Origin of the sequence: Streptomyces sp. SID5464 (assembly GCF_009862985.1) — a bacterium.
Classification (GTDB): domain Bacteria; phylum Actinomycetota; class Actinomycetes; order Streptomycetales; family Streptomycetaceae; genus Streptomyces; species Streptomyces chartreusis_D.
This window is the reverse complement of record NZ_WWIQ01000074.1, coordinates 93,394-113,839: the sequence shown is the minus strand read 5'-3', so window position 1 is coordinate 113,839 and position 20,446 is coordinate 93,394. Positions and strand designations below refer to the sequence as shown.

The 20,446-nt window shown below is 67.9% G+C and carries 18 protein-coding genes and 1 pseudogene; 7 read left to right on the top strand and 12 right to left on the bottom strand.

All coding sequences use genetic code 11. From position 1 onward, the window contains the following. Nucleotides 1–44 precede the first annotated feature (44 nt). Nucleotides 45–313, bottom strand: a pseudogene (locus GTY47_RS36250) (PE-PGRS family protein); the annotation flags it as partial. 268 nt (nucleotides 314–581) lie between these two features. On the opposite strand from GTY47_RS36250, the gene GTY47_RS36245 reads away from it, so the two are divergent. From GTY47_RS36245 to GTY47_RS36225, 5 genes are all read left to right on the top strand, one after another. Continuing rightward, nucleotides 582–1,157 (top strand): hypothetical protein, encoded by a 576-nt coding sequence (locus GTY47_RS36245; protein WP_029181296.1) that lies wholly within the window; start codon nucleotides 582–584, stop codon nucleotides 1,155–1,157. A gap of 111 nt (nucleotides 1,158–1,268) precedes the next feature. Beyond that, nucleotides 1,269–2,444, top strand: coding sequence for a hypothetical protein (locus tag GTY47_RS36240; RefSeq protein WP_029181295.1), 1,176 nt, complete (start codon nucleotides 1,269–1,271; stop codon nucleotides 2,442–2,444). 215 nt (nucleotides 2,445–2,659) lie between these two features. After that, the gene (locus GTY47_RS36235; protein ID WP_231911135.1) at nucleotides 2,660–3,070 is read left to right on the top strand and encodes a hypothetical protein; all 411 of its coding nucleotides are present in this window, start codon (nucleotides 2,660–2,662) and stop codon (nucleotides 3,068–3,070) included. A 60-nt stretch (nucleotides 3,071–3,130) separates the two neighbouring features. Continuing rightward, nucleotides 3,131–3,970: a hypothetical protein gene (locus GTY47_RS36230; RefSeq protein WP_010041638.1), complete on the top strand. Its 840-nt coding sequence runs from the start codon at nucleotides 3,131–3,133 to the stop codon at nucleotides 3,968–3,970. Nucleotides 3,971–4,689: 719 nt separating this feature from the next. Beyond that, nucleotides 4,690–5,040: a hypothetical protein gene (locus tag GTY47_RS36225; protein WP_231911134.1), complete on the top strand. Its 351-nt coding sequence runs from the start codon at nucleotides 4,690–4,692 to the stop codon at nucleotides 5,038–5,040. A gap of 1,092 nt (nucleotides 5,041–6,132) precedes the next feature. On the opposite strand, the gene GTY47_RS41995 is transcribed toward GTY47_RS36225, so the two are convergent. From GTY47_RS41995 to GTY47_RS36200, 5 genes are all read right to left on the bottom strand, one after another. Continuing rightward, nucleotides 6,133–6,630, bottom strand: a complete 498-nt coding sequence (locus GTY47_RS41995) for a hypothetical protein (protein ID WP_324604454.1) — start codon at nucleotides 6,628–6,630, stop codon at nucleotides 6,133–6,135. After that, complete coding sequence (locus GTY47_RS36215; RefSeq protein ID WP_029181294.1) at nucleotides 6,618–7,271, bottom strand: hypothetical protein; 654 nt, start codon at nucleotides 7,269–7,271, stop codon at nucleotides 6,618–6,620. Before GTY47_RS36215 ends, GTY47_RS41995 begins: the two co-directional genes overlap by 13 nt. 610 nt (nucleotides 7,272–7,881) lie before the next feature. Next, a complete protein-coding gene (locus tag GTY47_RS36210; RefSeq protein ID WP_158688417.1) occupies nucleotides 7,882–8,037 on the bottom strand; it encodes a hypothetical protein in 156 nt (51 codons plus the stop codon). A gap of 191 nt (nucleotides 8,038–8,228) precedes the next feature. Then, on the bottom strand, nucleotides 8,229–9,263 hold the full coding sequence (locus GTY47_RS36205) for a hypothetical protein (protein WP_010041631.1): 1,035 nt from the start codon (nucleotides 9,261–9,263) through the stop codon (nucleotides 8,229–8,231). Beyond that, nucleotides 9,260–9,910, bottom strand: a complete 651-nt coding sequence (locus GTY47_RS36200) for a hypothetical protein (protein WP_029181293.1) — start codon at nucleotides 9,908–9,910, stop codon at nucleotides 9,260–9,262. Before GTY47_RS36200 ends, GTY47_RS36205 begins: the two co-directional genes overlap by 4 nt. Before the next feature lie 803 nt (nucleotides 9,911–10,713). On the opposite strand from GTY47_RS36200, the gene GTY47_RS36195 reads away from it, so the two are divergent. Both GTY47_RS36195 and GTY47_RS36190 read left to right on the top strand, forming a co-directional pair. Next, nucleotides 10,714–12,819, top strand: a complete 2,106-nt coding sequence (locus tag GTY47_RS36195; protein ID WP_029181292.1) for a glycosyltransferase — start codon at nucleotides 10,714–10,716, stop codon at nucleotides 12,817–12,819. Next, nucleotides 12,816–14,027 carry an LCP family protein gene (locus GTY47_RS36190; protein WP_010041628.1) on the top strand — a complete coding sequence of 404 codons (1,212 nt, stop codon included), beginning with the start codon at nucleotides 12,816–12,818 and terminating at the stop codon, nucleotides 14,025–14,027. The genes GTY47_RS36195 and GTY47_RS36190 overlap by 4 nt, the downstream gene beginning before the upstream one ends. Here GTY47_RS36190 and GTY47_RS36185 read toward each other — a convergent pair whose 3' ends face one another. The 6 genes from GTY47_RS36185 to GTY47_RS36160 form a co-directional block, all read right to left on the bottom strand. Continuing rightward, nucleotides 14,028–15,263, bottom strand: a complete 1,236-nt coding sequence (locus tag GTY47_RS36185; RefSeq protein WP_029181291.1) for a hypothetical protein — start codon at nucleotides 15,261–15,263, stop codon at nucleotides 14,028–14,030. Beyond that, a complete protein-coding gene (locus GTY47_RS36180; RefSeq protein WP_010041626.1) occupies nucleotides 15,253–17,310 on the bottom strand; it encodes a hypothetical protein in 2,058 nt (685 codons plus the stop codon). The genes GTY47_RS36185 and GTY47_RS36180 overlap by 11 nt, the downstream gene beginning before the upstream one ends. A gap of 61 nt (nucleotides 17,311–17,371) precedes the next feature. Next, nucleotides 17,372–18,262 carry a hypothetical protein gene (locus tag GTY47_RS36175; protein ID WP_010041624.1) on the bottom strand — a complete coding sequence of 297 codons (891 nt, stop codon included), beginning with the start codon at nucleotides 18,260–18,262 and terminating at the stop codon, nucleotides 17,372–17,374. After that, a complete protein-coding gene (locus GTY47_RS36170) occupies nucleotides 18,262–18,861 on the bottom strand; it encodes a hypothetical protein (protein ID WP_050810260.1) in 600 nt (199 codons plus the stop codon). Before GTY47_RS36170 ends, GTY47_RS36175 begins: the two co-directional genes overlap by 1 nt. Before the next feature lie 35 nt (nucleotides 18,862–18,896). Beyond that, nucleotides 18,897–20,084 (bottom strand): putative T7SS-secreted protein, encoded by a 1,188-nt coding sequence (locus GTY47_RS36165; protein WP_010041619.1) that lies wholly within the window; start codon nucleotides 20,082–20,084, stop codon nucleotides 18,897–18,899. A gap of 7 nt (nucleotides 20,085–20,091) precedes the next feature. Next, on the bottom strand, nucleotides 20,092–20,400 hold the full coding sequence (locus GTY47_RS36160) for a hypothetical protein (RefSeq protein ID WP_010041617.1): 309 nt from the start codon (nucleotides 20,398–20,400) through the stop codon (nucleotides 20,092–20,094). Between the last annotated feature and the right edge of the window lie 46 nt (nucleotides 20,401–20,446).

Below are 20,446 nucleotides of genomic sequence, written 5' to 3'. Positions count from 1 at the left end.
GCCATCAGCGTCGATCCACCTCATTGTGTTAGCCGTTGTTACTCCTCCAGGTCCTTTGGCGTGAACCCCGCCCACAGCAGCCCGGCGATCGGGTCGCCGTTCTCCAGACGCAGGATGACGGCGCGCTTACGCAGATCCTGGGCCTCGCTCTGAGTCCACGACCTCATCGGCTTCAGGGGCGACAGATGCCCGCTCACCCCGAGTCGGGCGGCTCGGGTGAGGCCTCGTCAAGGCGGTCCTCTACGCCACCGCGTCCTTCCAGAAGTTTCGCCAAGTGCTCCAGGTCCTCGGGATTCGCCAACCGAAGCGTCATTTTCTCCCCGCCTTGCGATAGCCGACTGGGCCTCCGCCGATCTCATCTGAGGTTATGCGTGGCCCTCCCCTTCCACCAGGCCCGGTCCGCCGGTGTCAGCCCGTGAGAAGACCGCGCGAGGCTGGTTCACCCAGGTCACCGTGTTGGTGAGGCACCCTTACCGGACACAACCGGCAAACCCGCTTAACGGAGTCCTGCCAGCTCGCTGGTTGAGAGGCAGTGGGTAGCCTGACCGGAACGAAGACCCATTAAGTCGAATGGAGCGGTCGTGGGCGGCACGGACGGTTCTGCAGCCGGCGCATCGACAGCGCCGTACGGTCAGGCGGTGGTGTACGAGGAGAAGCTGCCGAGGCGCTGGATGATCGCTACCGCGATGGTTCTTGCCATCTGGGTCGCCTATCAGGCCAGCATCCTGCTTCCCCAGGACAGCACGGTTTGGTTCGTCATCCTCGGTTTTTCGACGATCCTCGCGCTCATATTTAATGCTGTGCCGATTTCCAAACGCATCTATAATCGAATCCATATTCGAGATGGGCGGCTGACCGTAGGGCGGGAGACCATCCCGGTGGAGTCGTTGACGGTCGACTCACTTCGGGAAGCTCGTGAACAGCCAACGGATGCGGAGTTCGTCGCTTCCCTGACTTCACGATCGCGTGAGGAACTCGCGGAGTTGCGACGGAGGAGTCGTGAGACCAGGCCGCCCCGGATCATGGGTGGGGGATGGTCCGTACCGATGGGCATGGATCAGATCGTGGTCCAGACCGCACAGGGTGAGTCGCTGCTGATCGCCACTCACCACCGCGAGGCGCTGGTGGACGCACTGATGCGAGCCCGCCAGAGGTAGAGCCGGGGCCCGGCTCCGAGGCCCAACAACCGTAGCCTCGGTAGGCTGCTCGCGTGCCTGTGCTGCTTCCTTCTCGGGAAGGAGCCGTCTTTGATCACCTGAAGGAGCTTCGTGACAGGCAAGCTGAGCAGAGTGGTGAACCCGCAAGACCTCGAGCAACTGGCCAAGTTGCTCGATGGGCGGGGAGGAGTTGGGGACAAACTCAGTGAGGCATTCACGCGAGCCTCGGCGCTCGGGGTGTCGAGCAAACTGACTGCGATACGGCCGATGCATTCCTGGATATCGGACACCGCGCCCGAGCTTCGCAAGAAGGCAGCGTATGCCCGCCTCGAGGACGGCGATCCGCTGGCCGGACTACTGCTCGCTGGATTCACCCCCGAGCAGCTCAAGAACAAGGACCTGCCACCAGATGTCCTGCTGGTAGCCAATGCGACCGCGTCCGACGGTGAAGTCGACGATGACTGGCTCAAGAAGAAGGACGGCGAGAGCCTCGACGACTGGCTCGTGAGGGTGCAGGGCGATGCCGTCACGCAGCTCACCGGCAACGAGAAACTGGGCAAGGCGGTCGCGACGTACATCGAGGGAGCCGCCAACCTGTCGGCGTTCTTCACGTCGTCCACCACGGCGCTGCTGGGCGGCAAGTCGCTCATCTCGTACTTCAGAAGCTCCAAAGTGCTCAATGCGCCGGGCACCTTCACCGCCCGGCTGATCAACGGCCACTGGGACAAGCTATCCAGGATTCCCAGGGCCGGGAGTTGGCTCACTCGGGTGCCGACCAGCGCGCTCGCGGGATCCGACGAGGCGGCGATGCTCGCCGGATACATGCGCAAGGGCGCCTTCTACATGCCCACCTCCACCGAGGCCAATTTGCTCCGCGTCGCTCAACGCGGCGGTCTCGCCAACGCGGCCAAAGCCGCCGGATGGATTCGCGGCGTCGGCATCGTCGGTTCCGCCGGCGCCACTGCCTGGGGCATCGCCAACCTGGCGACCATGGATCACGGCAAGGCGTGGAAGGAGGACAAGGCCAAGTACCTCTCCAACTGGACCGGTACGGCCTTCAACGCCTCGCTCACCGCGGCTATGGTCGCCCCCAACCCGGTCACCGTCGGCCTTGCCGTCGGCACTGGACTCGCCTACGCCGGAACCCTGGTCTGGGACAACTGGGACAGCATCAGCAAGGGGGCGGAGGAGGCCGCGGACTGGGTCGGTGACAAGGCCGACAAGGCCGGTGAGGCCATTTCCGACGGCGCCAAGAAACTCGGCAGCGCCCTCAACCCGTTTGACTGATGCCGGCCATGGCACATCCGCGCCGAGCGGCGCGAGGGGAAGGAACCATGCAGCAACACACGTACACCCTTGACCACTGGGAGGACCGTTCAGGTCACCGGCTGTCCTGGAAGTTCGGGTATCGGGGGACGGTAGGGGACTTCGGGAGTATCGAGGTGGTCTACCCGGCGAGCCGGCACGGCGACCGTCACGTCACCGAGGTCAGGGGGGACACCATGCCCGCCACCTCCTTCATGGGCTGGGCCTACGGACGAAAGCCCTCGCTTCACATGGGGCAGCTCAGTGTCGGTGGGACCGGAGTCCGGCTCAAGCGCAACCGCTGGGCACAGACCAGAGCCGGACGGGCGCTGCGGATGCAGGCCGCCGGGCGGGAGTATCGCTACCTCGCGACCAGCGCACGGCACAGCGACCGTGCCCTGATCCGGAACGGTGTGGAGATCCGGACCACTCGACACGGCAATGGTGCACGGAAGAAGGCCACTTTCACCGTCTTGGGGCCGGCCGACGCCACCGACCTCGCTCTGGCCGCCGTGATGTGCGGTGTCAACACCCGCAACCTCACCAGGGCCGGGGCCGTTCGCGCTTTTTTCAACAGGTCGCTGAGCTGGCTGGAGATTTTCCAGTGACCTCCATGAACTCCCTGAGCCATCACCGCCAAACGTTCCCGCTGACGAAAGCGACACCCAATGCCCTCGTATGACAGCACGCGAGGTCGGTTCCGGCTTGCCGAGAGCCACTTGGCCGTCTTCGGTCACCGCATCGAAGGGGAGGAGGTGCCCCAGGAACTGGCCGAGGCCGAGCGTGAACTGCGCGAGGCCGGCCTGACCGACCGGGTCGGCAACCTCGACCTCGCGCTGAGCCCGCTGGTCAGCACCCTGCGGGCTCCCACCGTCGTCCTTCATGTGGAGGCGCTCGGTGAGCACGGCACCCTCCATCATGGCGTCACCATCGGCGACGGCTACGTCTACTCCCATGAGTCCTGGCCTGGCTCCGCAGAGTCAGAGTATGTCCGGTTGGAGCCGAACATGCTCGTCTGGGCGCTCGCACGGATGATCAACCTCCAGGGAGAGGACACCGTGGACGTTGCCACGCCCGAGGTCGAGGCCACCATGGCCGTCCTCGACGCGGGGCTCGCCACCCTGGACAGCTTCCATGGTCTGACGGCCGAGGAAGGCATCGACCGGATAGCCGAAGCGCTGAAAGGCGCCGGGCTCACCCGGAAGTCACAGCTCAGCACGCTTGCCAAGTTGATCGCCGGGATGCGTTCCAGCTGGCGGATGACCGCAGCATGGCAGGGGCACGACGAGGGGACGTCAGCCTTGCAGGTGCGCGGGTTCGCGGTGTGGGATTGTGGACCTCTCGGCTACTGGCATCGTGAGCTGCCCGCCGAGCCGGTCCTGCCCGGTCAGGTGGATGACACCACTCCGCTCAGGTTGGTCCGGGTCGATGCCAAGGAGGTCTGGCAGCTGATTACCAATCTACTCCCGGACGGAGAGGAGTTCGCGACGGCGCCACACTCGGAGTGAGCGGGCCCTGCCCGGAATCATCCTGGGCCGGACCCAAGTCACCCATGGCTGTGAAGAACGCCTCCCGATGACTTTTCCGGCCACACGCCCGGCGATCTTCTCGACGTCGCCGCTCACCCACTGCGTTACGTGTGTTTCAACTGACCCCGCTTTGGCGGTACGCGGTTGAGTGTCCCGACGACCTGGCCCCTGACGTGCCGCAGTTGTCCGCCGAAATCCGCGGCCGGTTCGAGGTAGCACAGTAGGCGCAGCGCGGGCCCTCGTACAGGGTGTGCTCAGGGCGTGAGGGTAGCCGGGCGGCTGCGTTCCGACGGACCCGAGGTACGTGCACGGAGCCAGGAACCGCAGGTCTTCGAAACCCCTAGGCACCCGTACGGCGGGCTCCATGCACGGTGCTCGTGCGTTTGGCGGTCATGCGGCGTTCCACGTGCGAAACGACGAACGTTGGGACGTCGGCCCACGCGGGTGTCCCCGGGACGTTCCTGCGAGTTCTGCCTCGGCATACCGCCTTCTTCTCCGTGGCCGCACTTCGCACCCGATGAGCCGACTCGCCCTTGTGCGCGCACGGACTGGCCCGCGGTCTCGGTGGGCCGGTCGCACGGATACACCCGCTGTGCAGGAGATACCTGATGACGATCTATAGTTGATTACTCAGCATCACGGACACATCATCAGGAGATGCGATGCGGAAGTATCGAGTCGCTCGTGGTGCCCTTGCGGTGGCCGGCGCTGTCACCCTTGTCGTCGCCGCGACGGGCAGTGCCAGTGCAGTCGACACCACGCTGCGACTGAAGCGCGGCGGGCACACCATCGGCACTATGACCCACCTTGATCCCGACCCCGACACGTTTCGCGTGTGCGACACGCGGGCCGACGGGCACGGTGTGACGGGCAAGCTCTACATGTACATGGCCGGGTGGCAGTTGAAGGAGACGAAGGGGGATGGTGGCGACGCCGGTTGCGGTTCCTTCGACTACAACGTCGTCCCGTACGCTGCCAAGTACCTGATGAAGCTGTGCTGGAACGGCCCCGGCGGGGCCTGTATCCAGAAGGAGTTCACCGAGGACTGAGCCAGCCCAAGGTGATAGGCCGCGTCGATGATCTTTGCATTACTGTTCCGTGTCGCGGTGGCCTGGAAGTTCCGGGCTCACGGCGGAGGGGGGAGTCGCCAGGCTTGTGAGCGGATTCGTTCGGGCTCCAGCGTGGTGAGAGCTCACGGGGCTGTGGATTCTATTGACATCAGTATCGCGATCCTGTTCGAGGGTGTGTACACGCGTAAACCTGTCGTTTCGAGGTGCGCTGATATCGGCTCCGGGAAGGTTCATGGATTCGGTGGCTAAGCTCTCTTGATTTCTTGCAGGCCTTCAAAGCGTGGTGTCGGTGGGGCTGACGCCCCTCGATCGCTGCTTGAGGCGGCCGAGCGATTTGCTCGAGGCGGCCAGAGCGTGGTCATCGCGCACAGCTGCGGGTTCGGAGGCTCTGGCTCTCCAGAGGCCGGGTCAATGCCGCCGCTCAGTGACCGGCTGTGCACGTTGCTCTCATTGAGATCTCGGCGGCCTCTGTGGCGGTTGCCCCCACGCGCATTCGCGTGAGGGCTTGTCAGTAGCGGGCCAAGGCGCTGATTCAGCGATTGACGGACTGAATCTCTTGGACGGTGACGTCCTGGTTACCGAAGGTGCCGTTCGGAAGGTCGCCGCCGGCGCCGCCGGTGCCGGTCCAGGCGATCTCCCAGGTGATGGTGGCCTGGAGCTTGAGAGTACCGTCGCCGGAGGAGCGGAGGTACTTGAGCCCGCACGGCGGTGTCCGGTCGGACTTGCCCTTGGCGTAGGGCTCGCCGATCGAGCCGGCGTTGATGGTGCCCTCGCCCGAGGCCGGGTAAGTCTGGGGCGTCCTCGGTGCCGGGCTCCAGCCTGAGGGAGACCGGCTTGGCGGTGGTGGTGGCCTGGATGTTCAGGCCTCCGGCCTTGAGCTGAGCCGTGACAGAGACTTCCTTGAACTTGGCCCTGTCGAGCCAGGCCCAGGTGGGGAGATTGACCTTGGTGGCGGTCTCGGGCGCGAGAGATACTTCGGTGGTCGGCAACTCGATGCGGGTTGTAGGTGAGTTCAGCAACAACGTGCGGGGTTACGGCGTTCTCGACGGGCGGGGCATCGCCTGTTTCGGCTCAGAAGGGCTTCCGGTCGCACGCCTGGGCCTCTGGCTCCATCCAGCGGTCTTCGTCGCGGATGGCCACCCACCAATTCCCCTCGTCTTTCTTGTCGAGGTTGTAGTTCTTGTACTTGCCGTCCTTGTAAGTGTCGCGGAACTTGCCGACCGAGGTCTTGGCGTAGCTGTGCTGACCTGGCGTGTTGACGGTCTCGTTGTACTGTCCCTCGACGTATTTCGCGAATTCCTCAGCACTTCGGGGTTCGTACCAACAGGCGGGCGGTGACCAATCGCCGACTAGTTGCAGGCTGCCAGTGCCGCCACCTGACTCGTCGGCCGTCGAACCGCTGAAGGTGCTTTTGGAGCCGAGGCTGGTTCCGTCCGTACCGCCGCTAGGGGCGGCCTTCTGGCCGTTGGACTTGCCCGGCGTACCCCATGCGAACGCAGTGGCCGGTGTGAGAACGCCGGCAGTCGTCGTGGCAACGATCCATCGACCCTGACCTTTTATCGCAGGCACGTCTTGTTTCCCCGTTCCGACTCAAGCTTCGTCGTCTGCCACACGCCACTGCTGTTCTTCTCCAGACGTGTGCTGTACAGCACGAAGGAGTCGTCGGATGCGGGTGTCTTGTCGATCTTGTTGGTCTTGCGATTCTTGTTGAACGCCTTACTTTCATCTGCGCAGTACGAGACGCCTGCGGACTTCTTGTCGAACACGCTGATGTCGGGTGCGTAGTAACGGACCGCCCCGTGGTAGGTGAACCCGGAGTCCACGATTCCCTTGACCCAGTCCCGGCTACCTGCGAGGGCGCTGTCCGCCTGATAGAAGCTCAGGGCGGGGGACTCCGGATCGCCCTGCGTGACTGCATAGGTCACCGCTGATTGCGCTAGTCCTGCGTCCGCCAGGATTTCGTCCTTGGCGGCCTCTCCGGTGGTCCAGCCCTCGAACGTCTCCTTGACGTCATTGGGGAGATTCATTCTCGGACGCTTCGCGTCGTCATCGGATGCCCTAGGCGGAGTTGGCGATGTGGACTCTGCAGAGTCGGCCCCGGCGATCTTGTTGTTGTCGCTGGACTTGTCGTCCCCGCTACCGCAGGCCGTCAACAGCAGTGCTGCCGTCACCACCAGTGCGGCAGCAACGGGCAATGGGCGGCGCTTCACAGTGACTCCCCGTGAGACAGAAGTTCAGTCAAGAGCACCGACGGTATCGGTGAGCTTCCCGGTTTTCACCGGAGCGAACTTCCGCGAAAGCAGGGGGATTAGGGTTGTATGGGGCTCGCCGGGGGGGGGGCTGGTTGTGTCCTGATCGTGCTCGAACGGGGGTAGCCCCGGAGCCCGCAGTGTGCGGCTTCCGGGGCCGTAGTGCTGAGGTGCCTCGATTCGCTAGTTGGGTGTCCTTCACCTCGGGCAAGCGCAGGGAGGATACGTCGACATGAAGGGGGCCGGGTCGTTGCGTCCGTCGGCTGGATCTGGAAGCCTTCCAGCTCGCCGGCCCAGCTGGTCAGATAGCCGTGTACGTTCTCGTAGCGTTCAGCCACCTCGCGGAGCTTCTTCTCCAGGCCCTCGGATTCGTCTCGCAGGGAGACGGCGCACTTGCCCTCCAGCTCGTCGTCGTTGCCGATGCCGCGAAGGAGACGGGCCTGCTCACGCAGAGAACTCGCGACACCCTTCATCCGCTTGACCTCGGAGCGCATCTCTTCCAGATCTCCTGGGACAGGGTCGGACTCCGCGAGGGGATGCCAGTCGCGGGGCCGGGCTTTGGGAGCCGTCGTCACTTCTTCTTTTCCTTCTTGCGCAGTTCCTTGGCAAGCTCGGCGTCCAAGCCTGTGAACCCGTCGATGGTGGCCTTGATCAGCTTTCCCACGGTGGCGATGTGGGTGAGCAGGCTTTCACGGTAGTCGCCCCAGTTGTCCACGAATTCGTCCATGGCGCCTGTGACCGCTGCCCCAGTGCTTGCGCATGTCGTCCCGATGGTTGCCCAGGTTCTTGAACTCCTTCTTGATTTTTCGGAGCCGGGACTCCGACTCCATAAGAAGGTCGACGTTCACCCTGAGATCTGAGTCGTTCGCCATGCTTGGTTCTCCGGCCGGCTGGTGTGGTTCTGCTGGAGCTTGACTCTCAGCGGTTGACGGCTTGGATCTCCTGGACGGTTACGTTCTGCTCGGTTCCGAAGGTCCCGTTGGGGAGGTCCCCGCCAGCGCCGCCTGTCCCGGTCCAGGACACTTCCCACGTGATGGTCGCTCGCAGTTTGAACGCGCCGCCGTCGGAAGAGCGCAGGTACCTGATTCCGCAAGGCGGGGTCTGGTCAGCTTTTCCCTTTGCGTATGGTTCACCGATCGAACCGTCGTCGTTGAAGGTGCACTCGCCTGAGGAAGGGTAGGCCTCGGCATCCGGCGTCCCCGGCTCCAGCTTGAGCGAGATGGGTTTGGCGGTGGTTGTGGCCTGGAGGTTCACACCGCCGACGTCGAGTGAGGCGGTGACTGAGACGTCCTTGAACTTGGCCCGGTCGAGCCAGGCCCAAGTGGGAAGGTTGACCTTGGTGGTGTTCGCCGGGTCGAGGGTCACCTCGGTGTCGGGTACTTTGATTCGGCTATAGGCGAGGTCGGCAAGAATTTTCGGGGTCACGGCGTTCTCCACCGTTGGAGTCTCGCCGTTCTCGATCCAGAACGTCTTCGTGTCGCAAGCAAAGGCAGCCGGGTCTCCCGATTCCTCTCGGCTCTTGTCCCGAACCGCGTCCCACCACATGCCCTTTCCTGTTTCGGACTTATTGAAGTCCTTGTACGGTTCCCCGTTGATGTAGTAGTCCTTGGACGAGGCATAGGCCTCTCCCACACCACTGGCGTGCGGGATGTCCCATTGCTTCTGGAATTCTTTGGAGAATTCGGCGGGAGTCCACTTCGGCTCGTACCAGCAGGCCGGTGGAGTCCAGTCGCCGACGGGCGTGAACTGCCCGGTTTCCTTGGCTCCAGTGCCACCGGTAGATCCACGGAAGACGATGCGCGACTCGAGAGTCTGACCACCGTCCGTCTCGTTACTCCCCGAGACGTCGAACTGAGACCCGCCGGGATCCTTGGCGAAGGCTGCACTGGGCGTCAGAAGTGTGCAGGCGATCACGAGCGTACCCACTGCCGCAGCGGGACCGACCTTGGTCACTGAATGCATCCCTTGCTCCCGCGCACGGACGTGCCGCTGGTCGTCTGCCACACACCCTGCTTGTTCTTCTCCAAGCGAGTGTTGTACAGCACGTAGGAATCGTCCGAGGCCGGGGAGCTGTCGACCTTTCCTGACTTTCGGTCCTTGTTGTGCGCCTTGGTCTCATCGGCGCAGAAGGAAACTCCTGCTGACGTGTCGTTGAACAATTTGATCTTGGGGTTGTAGTACCGAGTGGTGCCCGTGTACGTCAGTCCGGCGTCCACCCACTTCTGGACCCACTTCACGGACGTCGTGAGGGCCTCGCCTTGGTAGTAGAAGGTGAGGCCGGGGGTGTCCGTCTTGCCCTTGAGGACGGCGTCGTTGATGGCGGTCTGTGCTCGCGCGGCGTCCGCCAGCACCGCGTCCTCCGTGGCGTTGCCCGTCTTCCAGCTCTCGAAGACGTCTTCCGCACCGCCAGTCAGCTTGATGTCAGGTCGCTCGGCGGAGTCCGAAGCGCTTGGGCTTGAAGTCGCCTCCTGGGATCCGGTGTCGGAGCCCGCGATCTTGTCGTTGTCCTTCGAGCCGGCGTCACTGCTGCCACATGCGGTGAGCAGTAGGGCTGTGGACGCGGCGAGCGCGACAGCAAGGGGCAATGGGCGGCGCTTCACAGTGGACTCCCCGTGGCACATGAGATCAGTCGAGTGCACTGAAGCTATCGGGGAAGTTGCTGTTTTCGCCAGAGCGAACCTCGTTGAAAACCGGGTCAATTGGGGCTAATGGGCCCTGTCGGTGTGACGTTGTGTCCTTGCTCTGCTCAGACCCGCTGTTGGATCCGCCGCCCCTCAGTCGGGCGCTGCGGATGGTTGCTGCGGCGATCTTCTCTGCGGTATTGGGCGGTGAACCCCCTTGAGTTCGATAAGAGCGAGTTCTACCAGGGCGAGGCGCGCAGGGGGATGGCGTGACCTGCGCACCGGTACTTCACAGCCTCCGGTCTCGAAGAACACCTTGGATGCCTGCCATAGGCCCTCGCCCGTGGGGAACTTGACCAGCGATCCTGTAGCAGCCGAAGTCCCTGACGGACATTTAGGGCGTAAGGCGGGTGTGCTTGAGCGGACCGTGTCCTGATCGTGCTGCGTTTGGGGCGGTTGGCGTTGTCGCGCGTTTTGCTATCGCGTCGCCCTGCAACCCGGGCACGCGCAGGGCGGATACGTGGACCTGTATGGGACAGGATCGGCAGGTCCGTTAACCGCAGGAAGGATGAGCCTGCTCCAGGGCACCCCGGTGCGCTGACAGCCGGAAGCTGAGCGCCGCCGCGTCCCTGTGAGAGTTGCTGTTATGGCCATGCAACCGGCAGCCCAAAACTACACTCGCGCCCCATGTGTACCCCCAGCCCCACCAAGTACAGCAAGTCGAGAAGAGACACCCTCCCCCGAGGAGGCCGTGAGGAAGAGTTCGGAGGCGGTGACGGACCCTGACCCCCGCCAAATCCAAGGCCCGGGCCCGCCACAAACAGTCCCGCGACCCCCGCGCCCACTGGCTGTTACTCGCCCTCACCCTCCCCCTCGTCTTCGCCCTCCTGCTCTTCGAGGGCTGGACCCAGCACGAGGTCGACGCCGCGAAGTCGCGGTCGCCCTGTGCCTCGCCCGTGCCGGACGCCGTCGCCAAGGGCGGGCCCGTGATCGGGATCAACCGGGACGGGATCCGGTCCGGGGGGATGCCCGCCCGGACCGTCGCCCTCACCTTCGACGGCGGGCCCGACCCCGTGTGGACCCCGCGGCTGCTGGAGCTGCTCCGCAGGAACAACGCGCGCGCCACCTTCTTCCTGCATGGCGCACAGGCAGCCCGGCACCCGGAACTCGTCCGACGCATCCGTGCCGAAGGGCACGAGATCGGGTCCAACACCTACACCGGGGCCGTGCTCGGCGAGTCGTCCGCGCCCCGCTTCCGGTCCGAGCTCGAACTGACCCAGAGCGCACTCGCCGGAGCCACGGGACTGCGCACCAATCTGCTGCGGATGCCGCGGACCACCACCCCCGACACCCTGTGCGGTCGTGAGTGGCAGGCGGCGCGGCGGGCCGCCGGGTACGGGTACGTGCTCGTCGCCGCCGACAAGGGGTCGCGCAAGCCGGCGCAGGGGATCGTGCGGCAGCTCAGCCAGACGGAAAGCGCCTATCTGGAAGCGCGCAGGCTGCTGAGGGACCGGACTATCGACCGGTTCACCACCGTGTCCCAAGGACTCGGGCTCGTTCCGTACGCGTCCCCGTCCGTCGTCGAGAGGTGGCTGGGGACGGGGCTGATCCAGGTCACGCGTCTCGGGCAGGCCTTCTCCACCGCCATGATCTGGATCCTCGGTGTCGCCGGCGGGCTCGGCGTGCTGCGGCTGTTGCTGCTCGCCCTGTTCGCCCGGGCCCATGTGCGCCGGCTGGAGCGGTTCCGGACCGGGGCGCCCTGGATGCGTGAGGTGTCCGGGCCGGTGACCGTGCTCGTCCCGGCGTACAACGAGGAGGCCGGGATCGGGTCGACCCTGCGGTCGCTGCTCGACTCCACTCATCGGGAGCTGCAGGTCATCGTGGTCGACGACGGGTCGAGCGACCGGACCGCCGACATCGCCGAGAACATGGGGGATTCGCGGGTGGAGGTCGTACGGCAGCCCAACTCCGGCAAAGCCGCCGCCCTCAACACGGGGCTCGCGCACGCGCGGTACGACATCGTCGTGATGGTCGACGCCGACACCGTCTTCGAGCCCGACGCCATCGAGCGGATCGTCCAGCCGCTCGCGCATCCCGCCGTGGGGGCCGTCAGCGGCAACACCAAGGTCGGCAACCGGCGCAGTCTGCTGGCCCGTTGGCAGCATCTGGAGTACGTCTTCGGGTTCAACCTCGACCGGCGCATGTTCGAGGTGCTGGAGTGCATGCCGACCGTGCCGGGCGCCATCGGGGCCTTCCGCCGGGACGCGGTGATCGGCGTCGGCGGGGTCAGCGAGGACACCCTCGCCGAGGACACCGACCTGACGATGGCCCTGTGGCGGGCCGGCTGGCGGGTGCTGTACGAGGAGTCCGCCGTCGCCTGGACCGAAGTGCCCACCACGCTGCGGCAGTTGTGGCGGCAGCGGTACCGGTGGTGCTACGGCACGTTGCAGGCGATGTGGAAGCATCGCGGGGCTCTCCTCGGCACGGGTCCCGCCGGGCGGTTCGGGCGGCGCGGGCTGACGTATCTCGCGCTGTTCCAGGTCGCCCTGCCGCTGCTCGCGCCCGTCATCGACGTCTACGCCCTGTACGGCGTGCTGTTCCGCGACCCGTGGGAGTCGGCCGGGGTGTGGTTCGCGTTCCTCGGCGTGCAGATCGTCTGCTCCGGCTACGCGCTGAGACTCGACGGCGAGCCGGTCCGGGCCCTGTGGTCGATGCCGTTCCAGATCGTCGTCTACCGGCAGTTGATGTATCTCGTCGTCATCCAGTCGCTCGTCGCGCTGCTGCTCGGCAGCCGGCTGAGGTGGCAGCGGATGAAGCGCTCCGGGACGGCCGCTGAACAGATCGGCGGGCCGGTTCCGTATAGGAGCGGGAGCGTGCCTATGCGTTGACCCGAGAGAACCCCCACAGCACCTTCGAGGCGTCGATGACCGACTGGACCGACCGTCCGGGAGAACCCCCTCCCGAGTGGGCCCCACGGCAGGAACCGCCCGCGCCCTCCCTCGCGCCACCGCCCTCGACCCGCACCGCCCCCCTGCCGGGCATGCCCTCGCCCGCCGCCCCCGGCCGCTATGCCAGCGGCGTCCACGCACGCGGGGGGCGCGGCAGCAGGAACCGGCGCCGTCCCAGCCGGAGCCGCCGGTTCCTGCGTACGGCGGCCGTGCTGTCGTCCGTCCTGCTGCTCGCCGGTGCGGGTACGTACGTCTGGGCCGACACCCGGCTCAACCAGCAGGTCGACCTCGGCACGCTCTCCGGCCGGGTGCCGCGCGGCGAGGGCACCAACTACCTGGTCGTGGGCTCCGACAGCCGCGAGGGACTGTCGCAGCAGGACCGGAAGGAGCTGAACACCGGCTCGGCCGAGGGCCGCCGGACCGACTCGGTGATCCTGCTGCACACCGGTGCCAACGGCACCACGATGCTCAGCCTGCCGCGCGACTCCTGGGTGACCCTCCCGCCCTACCTCGATCCCGACACCGGCCGCAGCTACCGGGCCGCTCCGAACAAACTGAACGCGGCGTTCTCCCTGGGCGGACCCGACCTGCTCGTGCGGACCGTGGAACGCAACACCGGTGTGCACATCGACCACTACGCGGAGATCGGCTTCGCCGGTTTCGTGGGGGTGGTGGACGCGGTCGGCGGCGTGGACATGTGCCTGGACAAGCCCGTACGGGACGAGGACTCCGGCGCCGATCTGCCCGCCGGCTGCCAGACCCTCGACGGCGCCGAGGCGCTGGCCTTCGTACGGCAGCGCAAACAGGAGGCCCAGGGCGACCTGGGGCGCACCCGCAACCAGCAGAAGTTCCTCGCCGCCCTCGCCCGCAAGGCGGCCACCCCGTCCACCCTCGCCGACCCGTCCAAGTCCTTCCCGACCCTGCGCGCCGGGCTCGACACGCTCATCGTGGACGAGGAAACCGAGCTGCCCGACCTGATGTCGCTGTTCGAGGCCATGCGGAAGGCCGCGTCCGGCGGGGGCCGACAGCTCAACGTGCCCGTGGCCGACCCGGACCTGCGTACGTCCAAGGGCAGCGCGGTGAAGTGGGACGACCGGCGGGCCCGCGCCCTGTTCACGGCGCTGCGGGAGGACCGGCCGCCCCGCTGATCAACGAGCCCTGGCGCTACGGGAGGTGAAGCCGTCCAGCGGTGACGTCAGCGACCCGTACCCCGTCGCCGACCACACGCTCCGCCCGGCCGGGAGCTCGAAGTAGGGGACGGTACGGCCGTCCTCGGCCCGGTCCGTGAGCACCTCCGGGGCGCGGCGGACCTGCAGCGCGTCGGCGCAGTCCTGGCACACCGCCACGTCGAGCCGGTCCCGGCGGCCCAGCGGACGCCAGCCGGTGCGGAGGGCGGCACGGCCGTGCAGGGGGTTGAAGAAGCAGAGGGGAAGTCCGGGGGAGCCGGCGAGGGCGTCGCGGCCCTCCTGCGCCAGGGCCAGGACACCAGCCAGATCCGGCAGGCCCCGGGCCTCGTCGAGGACCCTGCCTGCGGCGGCGTAGGCGTCGAGGGCGCGCTGGAGACCGGGTGTCGTGGAGACGCCGGCCGCCTGGGTCGCCTCGCCGAGAGCCAGTACTTCCGCCTCCGCCCGGCGCCGCAGCTGCGCCTCGTCGGCCGCGCGGGCCGTCGCGAACACCAGCTGGGGAACGGCCGGAGCGGCCGAAGCGGCCTTGCGGGAGCGGACCAGGGCGTGGGTCGCGAGCCCGGCCAGGGCCAGGGCCGGTACGGCCACCAGGGGCCACAGCCACCACCGCGAGCCGGCGGGCTTCCCGGGTCCCGTCTTCGGTGCCGGGGCGTCGCCCAGGTCCTTCGTCGCCCCCTCGTACCGCTGCGTGCCCTTCCCCTCCGCCACCAGGTCCACCGCCTTGGCGGTCACGTCGGCAAGCCCCGCGTCCCGGGTCTCCTCCAGGAGACCGGCGGCGGCCACCGCGTCCCGCGTCTGGTGGGTGTCGGCGGGCCACTCGTAGCCGTTCAGGGAGTCCGGGAAGTCGCCGTCCGTCGTGATGAGGATGAGTTCGCGCTGGTCCGGGAGCCGGTCACGGACGACTGCGGCCAGGACGCCGGAGTCGCCGTCGAAGGCGTCGCCCTTGGTGAGCGGCGTGAGAACGACCTTGACCGGCAGGCCCGTCCGGCGGATCCGGTCCGCCAACTGCCGCTGCCGGGAGGGCGGTACGGCGTCGGCGTACGCCTCGTCGACGTAGACGGGCGAGGTGCGCAGGGCCTCGGCGATGCGCTGCCCGGCGCTCGGGGCGTCGCCGTCCGCCGCACGGGCCGGCGTGGTGGTGAGCGCTGCCAGCAGCAGTACCGCGAGGACGGTGATCACGCGCCTGACGTCAGTGGACACCTGCGGTCTCCCTCACCTTGTCGATGAGCCGGGCGATGCCGCCGGGTACGGCGGACAGCGGGCCGTGGGTCGCGTCGTAGTACGGCGGCCGGCCGCCGGCACCGGACGCGGTGCCGGGCAGATTCAGCAACCGGCCCGGGATGCCGCCCGGTTCGGCGACGGCCGTGTCGCGGCAGGGCTCGCAGACGGGGAGCAGGCGCCTGCGGCTGCCCTCCGCCGACACGCGCACGTGGTGGCGGCTGACGGCGGGCCCGTGCAGCGGGTTCACGCCGCAGCACAGGTCGTTGGTGTCGCCGGTGAGCGCGGCGCGGCCCGCCCGGGCGAGTACGACGACGGCGACCAGGGTCGCGGCGTCCGTCTCTGCACTGCGGGCCCGGTCGAGGTCGCCGTCGAGGAGCAGCATCGCCGCGTCGAGGCAGTCCCAGGCGCGGGTGTTCTCGTCCGCGTCGGTGAACTCCCCGCTCAGAATGGAGAGTTCGGCGTAGGCGGTACGCCGGAGGTAGGACGCCGACGGCTCGGTCGGGGAGGTGAAGGGCAGGAGGTGGGCCGGCTCGGGCGCGTGCGAGCGACGCCGCCGCAGACCGGTCACGATCCACGTCGCCCCGGCCACGACACCGGACAGCAGCAGTGCGGCGAAGGCGCCCACGAACAGGCCGGGCCAGAAGTCGGTGGCGAAGAGCGGCGGGAGGGTGTTCTCGTCGGCGGCCCCCGGGGCGGCGGCCGGCGCGGGTTCCGACCCGGGCCGGTCGGTGCGCGGGGTCTCGTCGAGGAAGGTCATCAGCTTGTCGAGGCGCTCGCCGAGGAGGTGGTCGTCGGCCTCGTCCGCCCTGCTGTCGCCGAACGTGACGGAGTCCGGCAGGTTGAAGGCCAGCCGGTTGGTGTCCCGGCGCAGGCCGTGGTTGTAGAAGTCGATCGTGCCGTCGTCGGGGTCGGCGACCACGTACAGCCCGTCCTCGCCCACCTTGGCGTGCACCGCCGCGGCGAACAGCATCGTGTCACCGGCCGACTCGCTCTCGGGAGTCTGCGGCACCAGCGAGACGAACACCCGGCCGCCTCCCTCCGCGCGGCGGAAGTCCCGGATCCGGTCGTGCAGCCGGGCGAGTTGGCGGGCGTCGAGCACCCGCGGGCTCTCCGGATCGGCGTACACGGGGTCCTGCTTCAGGCCCGCCGCCACACGCTCGACGCGGGCGGACAGGTCGGCCGGGGTGGGCGGGGGCGCCGCGCTCGACCTGGTCTGGTCGAAGACGGTGGCGGCGGTGAGGGCGATGGCGGTGGCGGTGAGGACTGCCGCGCCGGGGGTGACCCAGCGGGGGACGCGCCGCTCGGCCCCGGAACGCCGGCGGCGGCGCCCCGCGTAACCGGCCACCAGCAGGATCAGCAGGGGTACGCCGGTGAGCAGGATCCCGGTCAGGAAGGACTGGTTGCGGCGGTCGGACGGGCCGATGTACATCTCGGCGGGTTCGTCGCCCTGGTACTTCTCACGTGCCGCCCCGGCACGGGCCGACGCCTTCTCGCCGCCCAGGGCGACGACGTCGACGAAGCGCTCGAAGCTCAGCAACGGCCCGGCGTCGTAGGGCAGTTCGTACTGTGTGACGGTCGAGGCGGCGTCGGCCGGCGCGCGCACCCCGTAGGCCGTGGCCTCGGCGACCGCCATGTCGTCGACCAGGACGTACAGCCCGTCCCGGCCGAGGCGGTCGTGCACCGCGCCGAGCAACTGCCTGCCGTCGACGCTGCTCTGTGCGGGCAGGACCAGGACGTAGGTCGGGACGCCGGTCTTCTTCGCGAGCCTCGCGAAGTCGGGGGCCGTGGACCGGGGGATCTCGCGGGGGAGTTGGTCGGTGACGTAGACCGGGCCCTCGCGGAGGCGCTCGGCGAGGTAGGCGGCCTGGGTGGCGGGCGTGCTCTCCGCCGCTCGGACCGGGGTGGCGGTTGCGAAGAGAACCGTCAGCGCGCAGAGGGCGAGGAGCAGGGGGACGAAGCGGGTCCGGGGGTCGCTCGATGCCCGTATACGTACTGCGTGTTGTGCGTTTGCCGTGACTGCTCTCACCGGTGTGCCCCCGCGGTCCGATCACTGTCCGGCCCGCACTCTACTCGGGGCTTCGCGACTGCTACAGATCGCCCGGTTGCGGCTTGGCCGGCTCTCCTGAGGGGCCCATCAGGATCGAGTGGGTCTCGTGGAGGTCCTGCCCGGCCTTCAGCGGGACCCGGGCCTCGACCAGGACGATGCCGCTCGCCAGACGGGTGAAGGTCGGGGGGCGGGTGCCGGCCGGGAGGTCGGCCAGGAAGCGGGTGACGCGGTCGCGCTGGCCGGGGGTGAGGTCGCTCTCGGGGAGGGCGTCGACGGTGCCGTCGAGGATCTCCGCCAGGCGCTCGGCGCTGTCGGGATTGCCGGTGAACAGGCGGATCCACGACCCGTCGGCGAAGGTCACCTTCACATCCGCCTCGACCTCGCTGAAGCGCATCCGACGGGCGTGGGCGAGGGAGACGCGCGGGTACTCCGCGAGGACGTCGGCCTTGTCGAGGGTGCCGGTGCGGGTGCCGAGGAAGAGCAGCCGGCGGCTGGTCAGGACCAGGTCGGTGGTGTAGCCCTCGGGGCGGCGGTCGGGGTCGAGCTGCCAGGGGACGGTGCGGGCCAGGGTGTCCGGGGCGGCCCACATGACGGGGAAGTCGTCCACCTCGTTCTCGCGTTCCTCGGGCTTGCCGGTCGTGGGCCCGCTGCCGAACGGGCTGCCCGCGGCGCCCCCGATGTTGGCGACGAGATTGGCGATGAGGGGGATCCCGAACGCCAGGGCACGGCCGGTACGGCGCGCGGCGCGGTCGCCGGTGGTGCGCGGGGTGTGGACCGGGCCGGGCGGCCAGCCCGGGAGTTCGCCCTGGATGTCGTTGCGCTGCGGGTCCCGGAACCATCGGCACCCCGCGACGGCGGCCGCCTGACCACCGGCGAAACGGGCGGAGGTCCGCAGGAGCAGGTCCTCGTCGGCGTCGGGATACCAGTCCATCAGTGCGTCACTTCTCTCTGGGGGAACTCCACGGAGCCGATGATGCCTGCGACGGCGTGCGAGAACTCGTCCCACTGCTCCACCGACGCTGTGTCGAGGGTGACCACGGCGGTGTAGGGCCCCGTCGGGAACGGGATGTGCACCTGGATCTGGCCCATGACCAGTTCCTCGTCCTCGCCGGACGTCGTGTAGGCGCTGTCCACGACGAGCTTCCGGAAGGTGATGCCGTAGACCGCCGGACCGCACGGCAGGTCCAGCCAGGACACCTCACGCAGCGGATCGCCCAGCAGGGCGGCCCGCGTGCCCGCGGCGACGACGTCGGGGTCCGCCTCTGCCCGCTCGTGCACGGCGACGGTGAGCGCACAGTGCGCCACACCGCCCCCGTCCTCGATCTCGTAGAGGCCGATCCCGAAGAACGCGACGCCGTCGGCGAGGAGCTCGTCGGCCATGGCGCCGTAGAGGGAGCCCATGGTGTTCCACAGCGGCTCCTCGCCCTGTGGATAGATGTCCCGGACCAGCCGGCGTGCGGCCTCGGCGCGTTCCTCCGGGTCGAGGGAGACCTCGATGGCGTGGATGCCGTGGGGGAGGTGGAAGGCCATGGGTGGCACGGTGGCGCCTGCCACGACGGTGGCGGTCACGAGTGCGCCCCGAAGTCGTGCGTGGCGATGGTGTGCAGCTTCAGGGCGTTGAGGCCGCCCTTGATCGAGGCGTCGAGGGCGCGTCCCGCCCGGCTCATGGGGGCGATGGCCTCCTCGCCCTTGATGAACGGCAGCTTCGAGGCGATGGTGTTGATGCCCTGCGTGCCGAGGATCTGCCCCTTGCGGACGTTCTGCAGCCCGCTCTCCACGGCCAGCGTCAGCCTGCTGCCGCCTTCCCCGAGTTTCACCACGGGCGCGGCCTTCAACGGCCCGAAGAGCACGAACGACCTGCCGACGCTGGTGACTCCGCGATATCCCTCGCCCAACTCCGCCGCCCGGGCGGCCGCGTTGGCGCCCTTGGCCAGCTCGGCGCTGCCGGTCAGTCCCTTGACGCCCGGCAGGATGCCCAGCGCGTCGAAGCCGATCTCGGCCCAGCCGACGTCTGCTCCGGCCGCCTTGGCGACCGCGTGGGTCAGCAGGGCGGCCCCGCTGGTGATCATCGCCCCGGCGGCGAAGATCGCGCCCAGGGGCTCGAAGGGGGCGGTGATGATGGCGAGCATCCCGAGCACGCCGCTGGCCAGGCTCAGGACGTCGCCGATGGTCTTGATGAGGTCGGCGTGGGCCTTGAACCACTCCCCGGTCGCGTCCCAGGCGTCGGCGATCCCGTGCCCGAGCTTGTCCCAGAAGCCGGGCTCGTCGGGCGCGATGTCGGCGGCCTTGTCCAGATCCCGCCCTGTGAGCCCGGCGGCGCGCCGGTAGCGCTCCTCCAGGTCGTGGACCTTCTGGATGACCCCGTTCACGTCCCCGGAGGCCTTCCCGTACGCCTCGGTCCCCTCCTTGGCCTTCGCCTGGGCGTCGAGTTTCTCCCCGGCCTCCTTCTCCAGCCGGTCCGCCTCGTCCTGGAAGCCGTCGAGCTGACCGGCCCAGCGGTGCAGGGCGCGGGAGGCCTTGTCGAAGGACTCGTAGCTCTTCCTGATCAGGGGGGTGACGTCGGTGGAGATGTGCTCGCTGAACGCGACGGCGGTCTTGCCCTTCCAGGCGCCGCACTCGATGCGCTCCAGTTCCCGTACCGCGGTGCCGAGTTCACTCGCGAGTCCCCCGATCCGCTTGGCCAGCTCGCGGGTCTGCTCGACGTCGCCGGGGGTGGGGTCCCAGCCTATGTGGGGGAAGGAGGGACGTCCCATGCGTTCCTCAGCGCCCCTTCTTGCCGGATCGGGGCGCCTTCATCGACTCGGCCAGCTCCAGGTCCAGCTTGTCGAAGGTCTGGCCGATCTTGTTGATCATCTTGACCGCGTTCTGGGTGTGCTTGCCGAGCTGCTTGATGCCGTAGGCCCAGTCGTCGGCGAAGTCGTGCACGTCGTCGACGAGTTTCGGCGCGCCGACGACCGACCCGTCCGTACCGCGCAGCGTCCGCCGAGCACCGTCCATGCGGTCGGAGATCGTCGAGAAGGTGCGCTTCAGGTCCTCGAAGACGGTGTCCTCGAGCCGCAGATCACTCACGATGCGTTCCCGGCGGGTCCGGTGGGCGGGGCGTTCGTGATCTTAG

Coding starts and splice junctions, on each gene's coding strand:
- GTY47_RS36235 (WP_231911135.1), top strand. CDS start 2,660: ATGCCCGCCACCTCCTTCATGGGCTGGGCCTACGGACGAAAGCCCTCG.
- GTY47_RS36165 (WP_010041619.1), bottom strand. CDS start 20,084: ATGGGACGTCCCTCCTTCCCCCACATAGGCTGGGACCCCACCCCCGGC.
- GTY47_RS36230 (WP_010041638.1), top strand. CDS start 3,131: ATGCCCTCGTATGACAGCACGCGAGGTCGGTTCCGGCTTGCCGAGAGC.
- GTY47_RS36175 (WP_010041624.1), bottom strand. CDS start 18,262: ATGGACTGGTATCCCGACGCCGACGAGGACCTGCTCCTGCGGACCTCC.
- GTY47_RS36210 (WP_158688417.1), bottom strand. CDS start 8,037: ATGGACGAATTCGTGGACAACTGGGGCGACTACCGTGAAAGCCTGCTC.
- GTY47_RS36170 (WP_050810260.1), bottom strand. CDS start 18,861: ATGGCCTTCCACCTCCCCCACGGCATCCACGCCATCGAGGTCTCCCTC.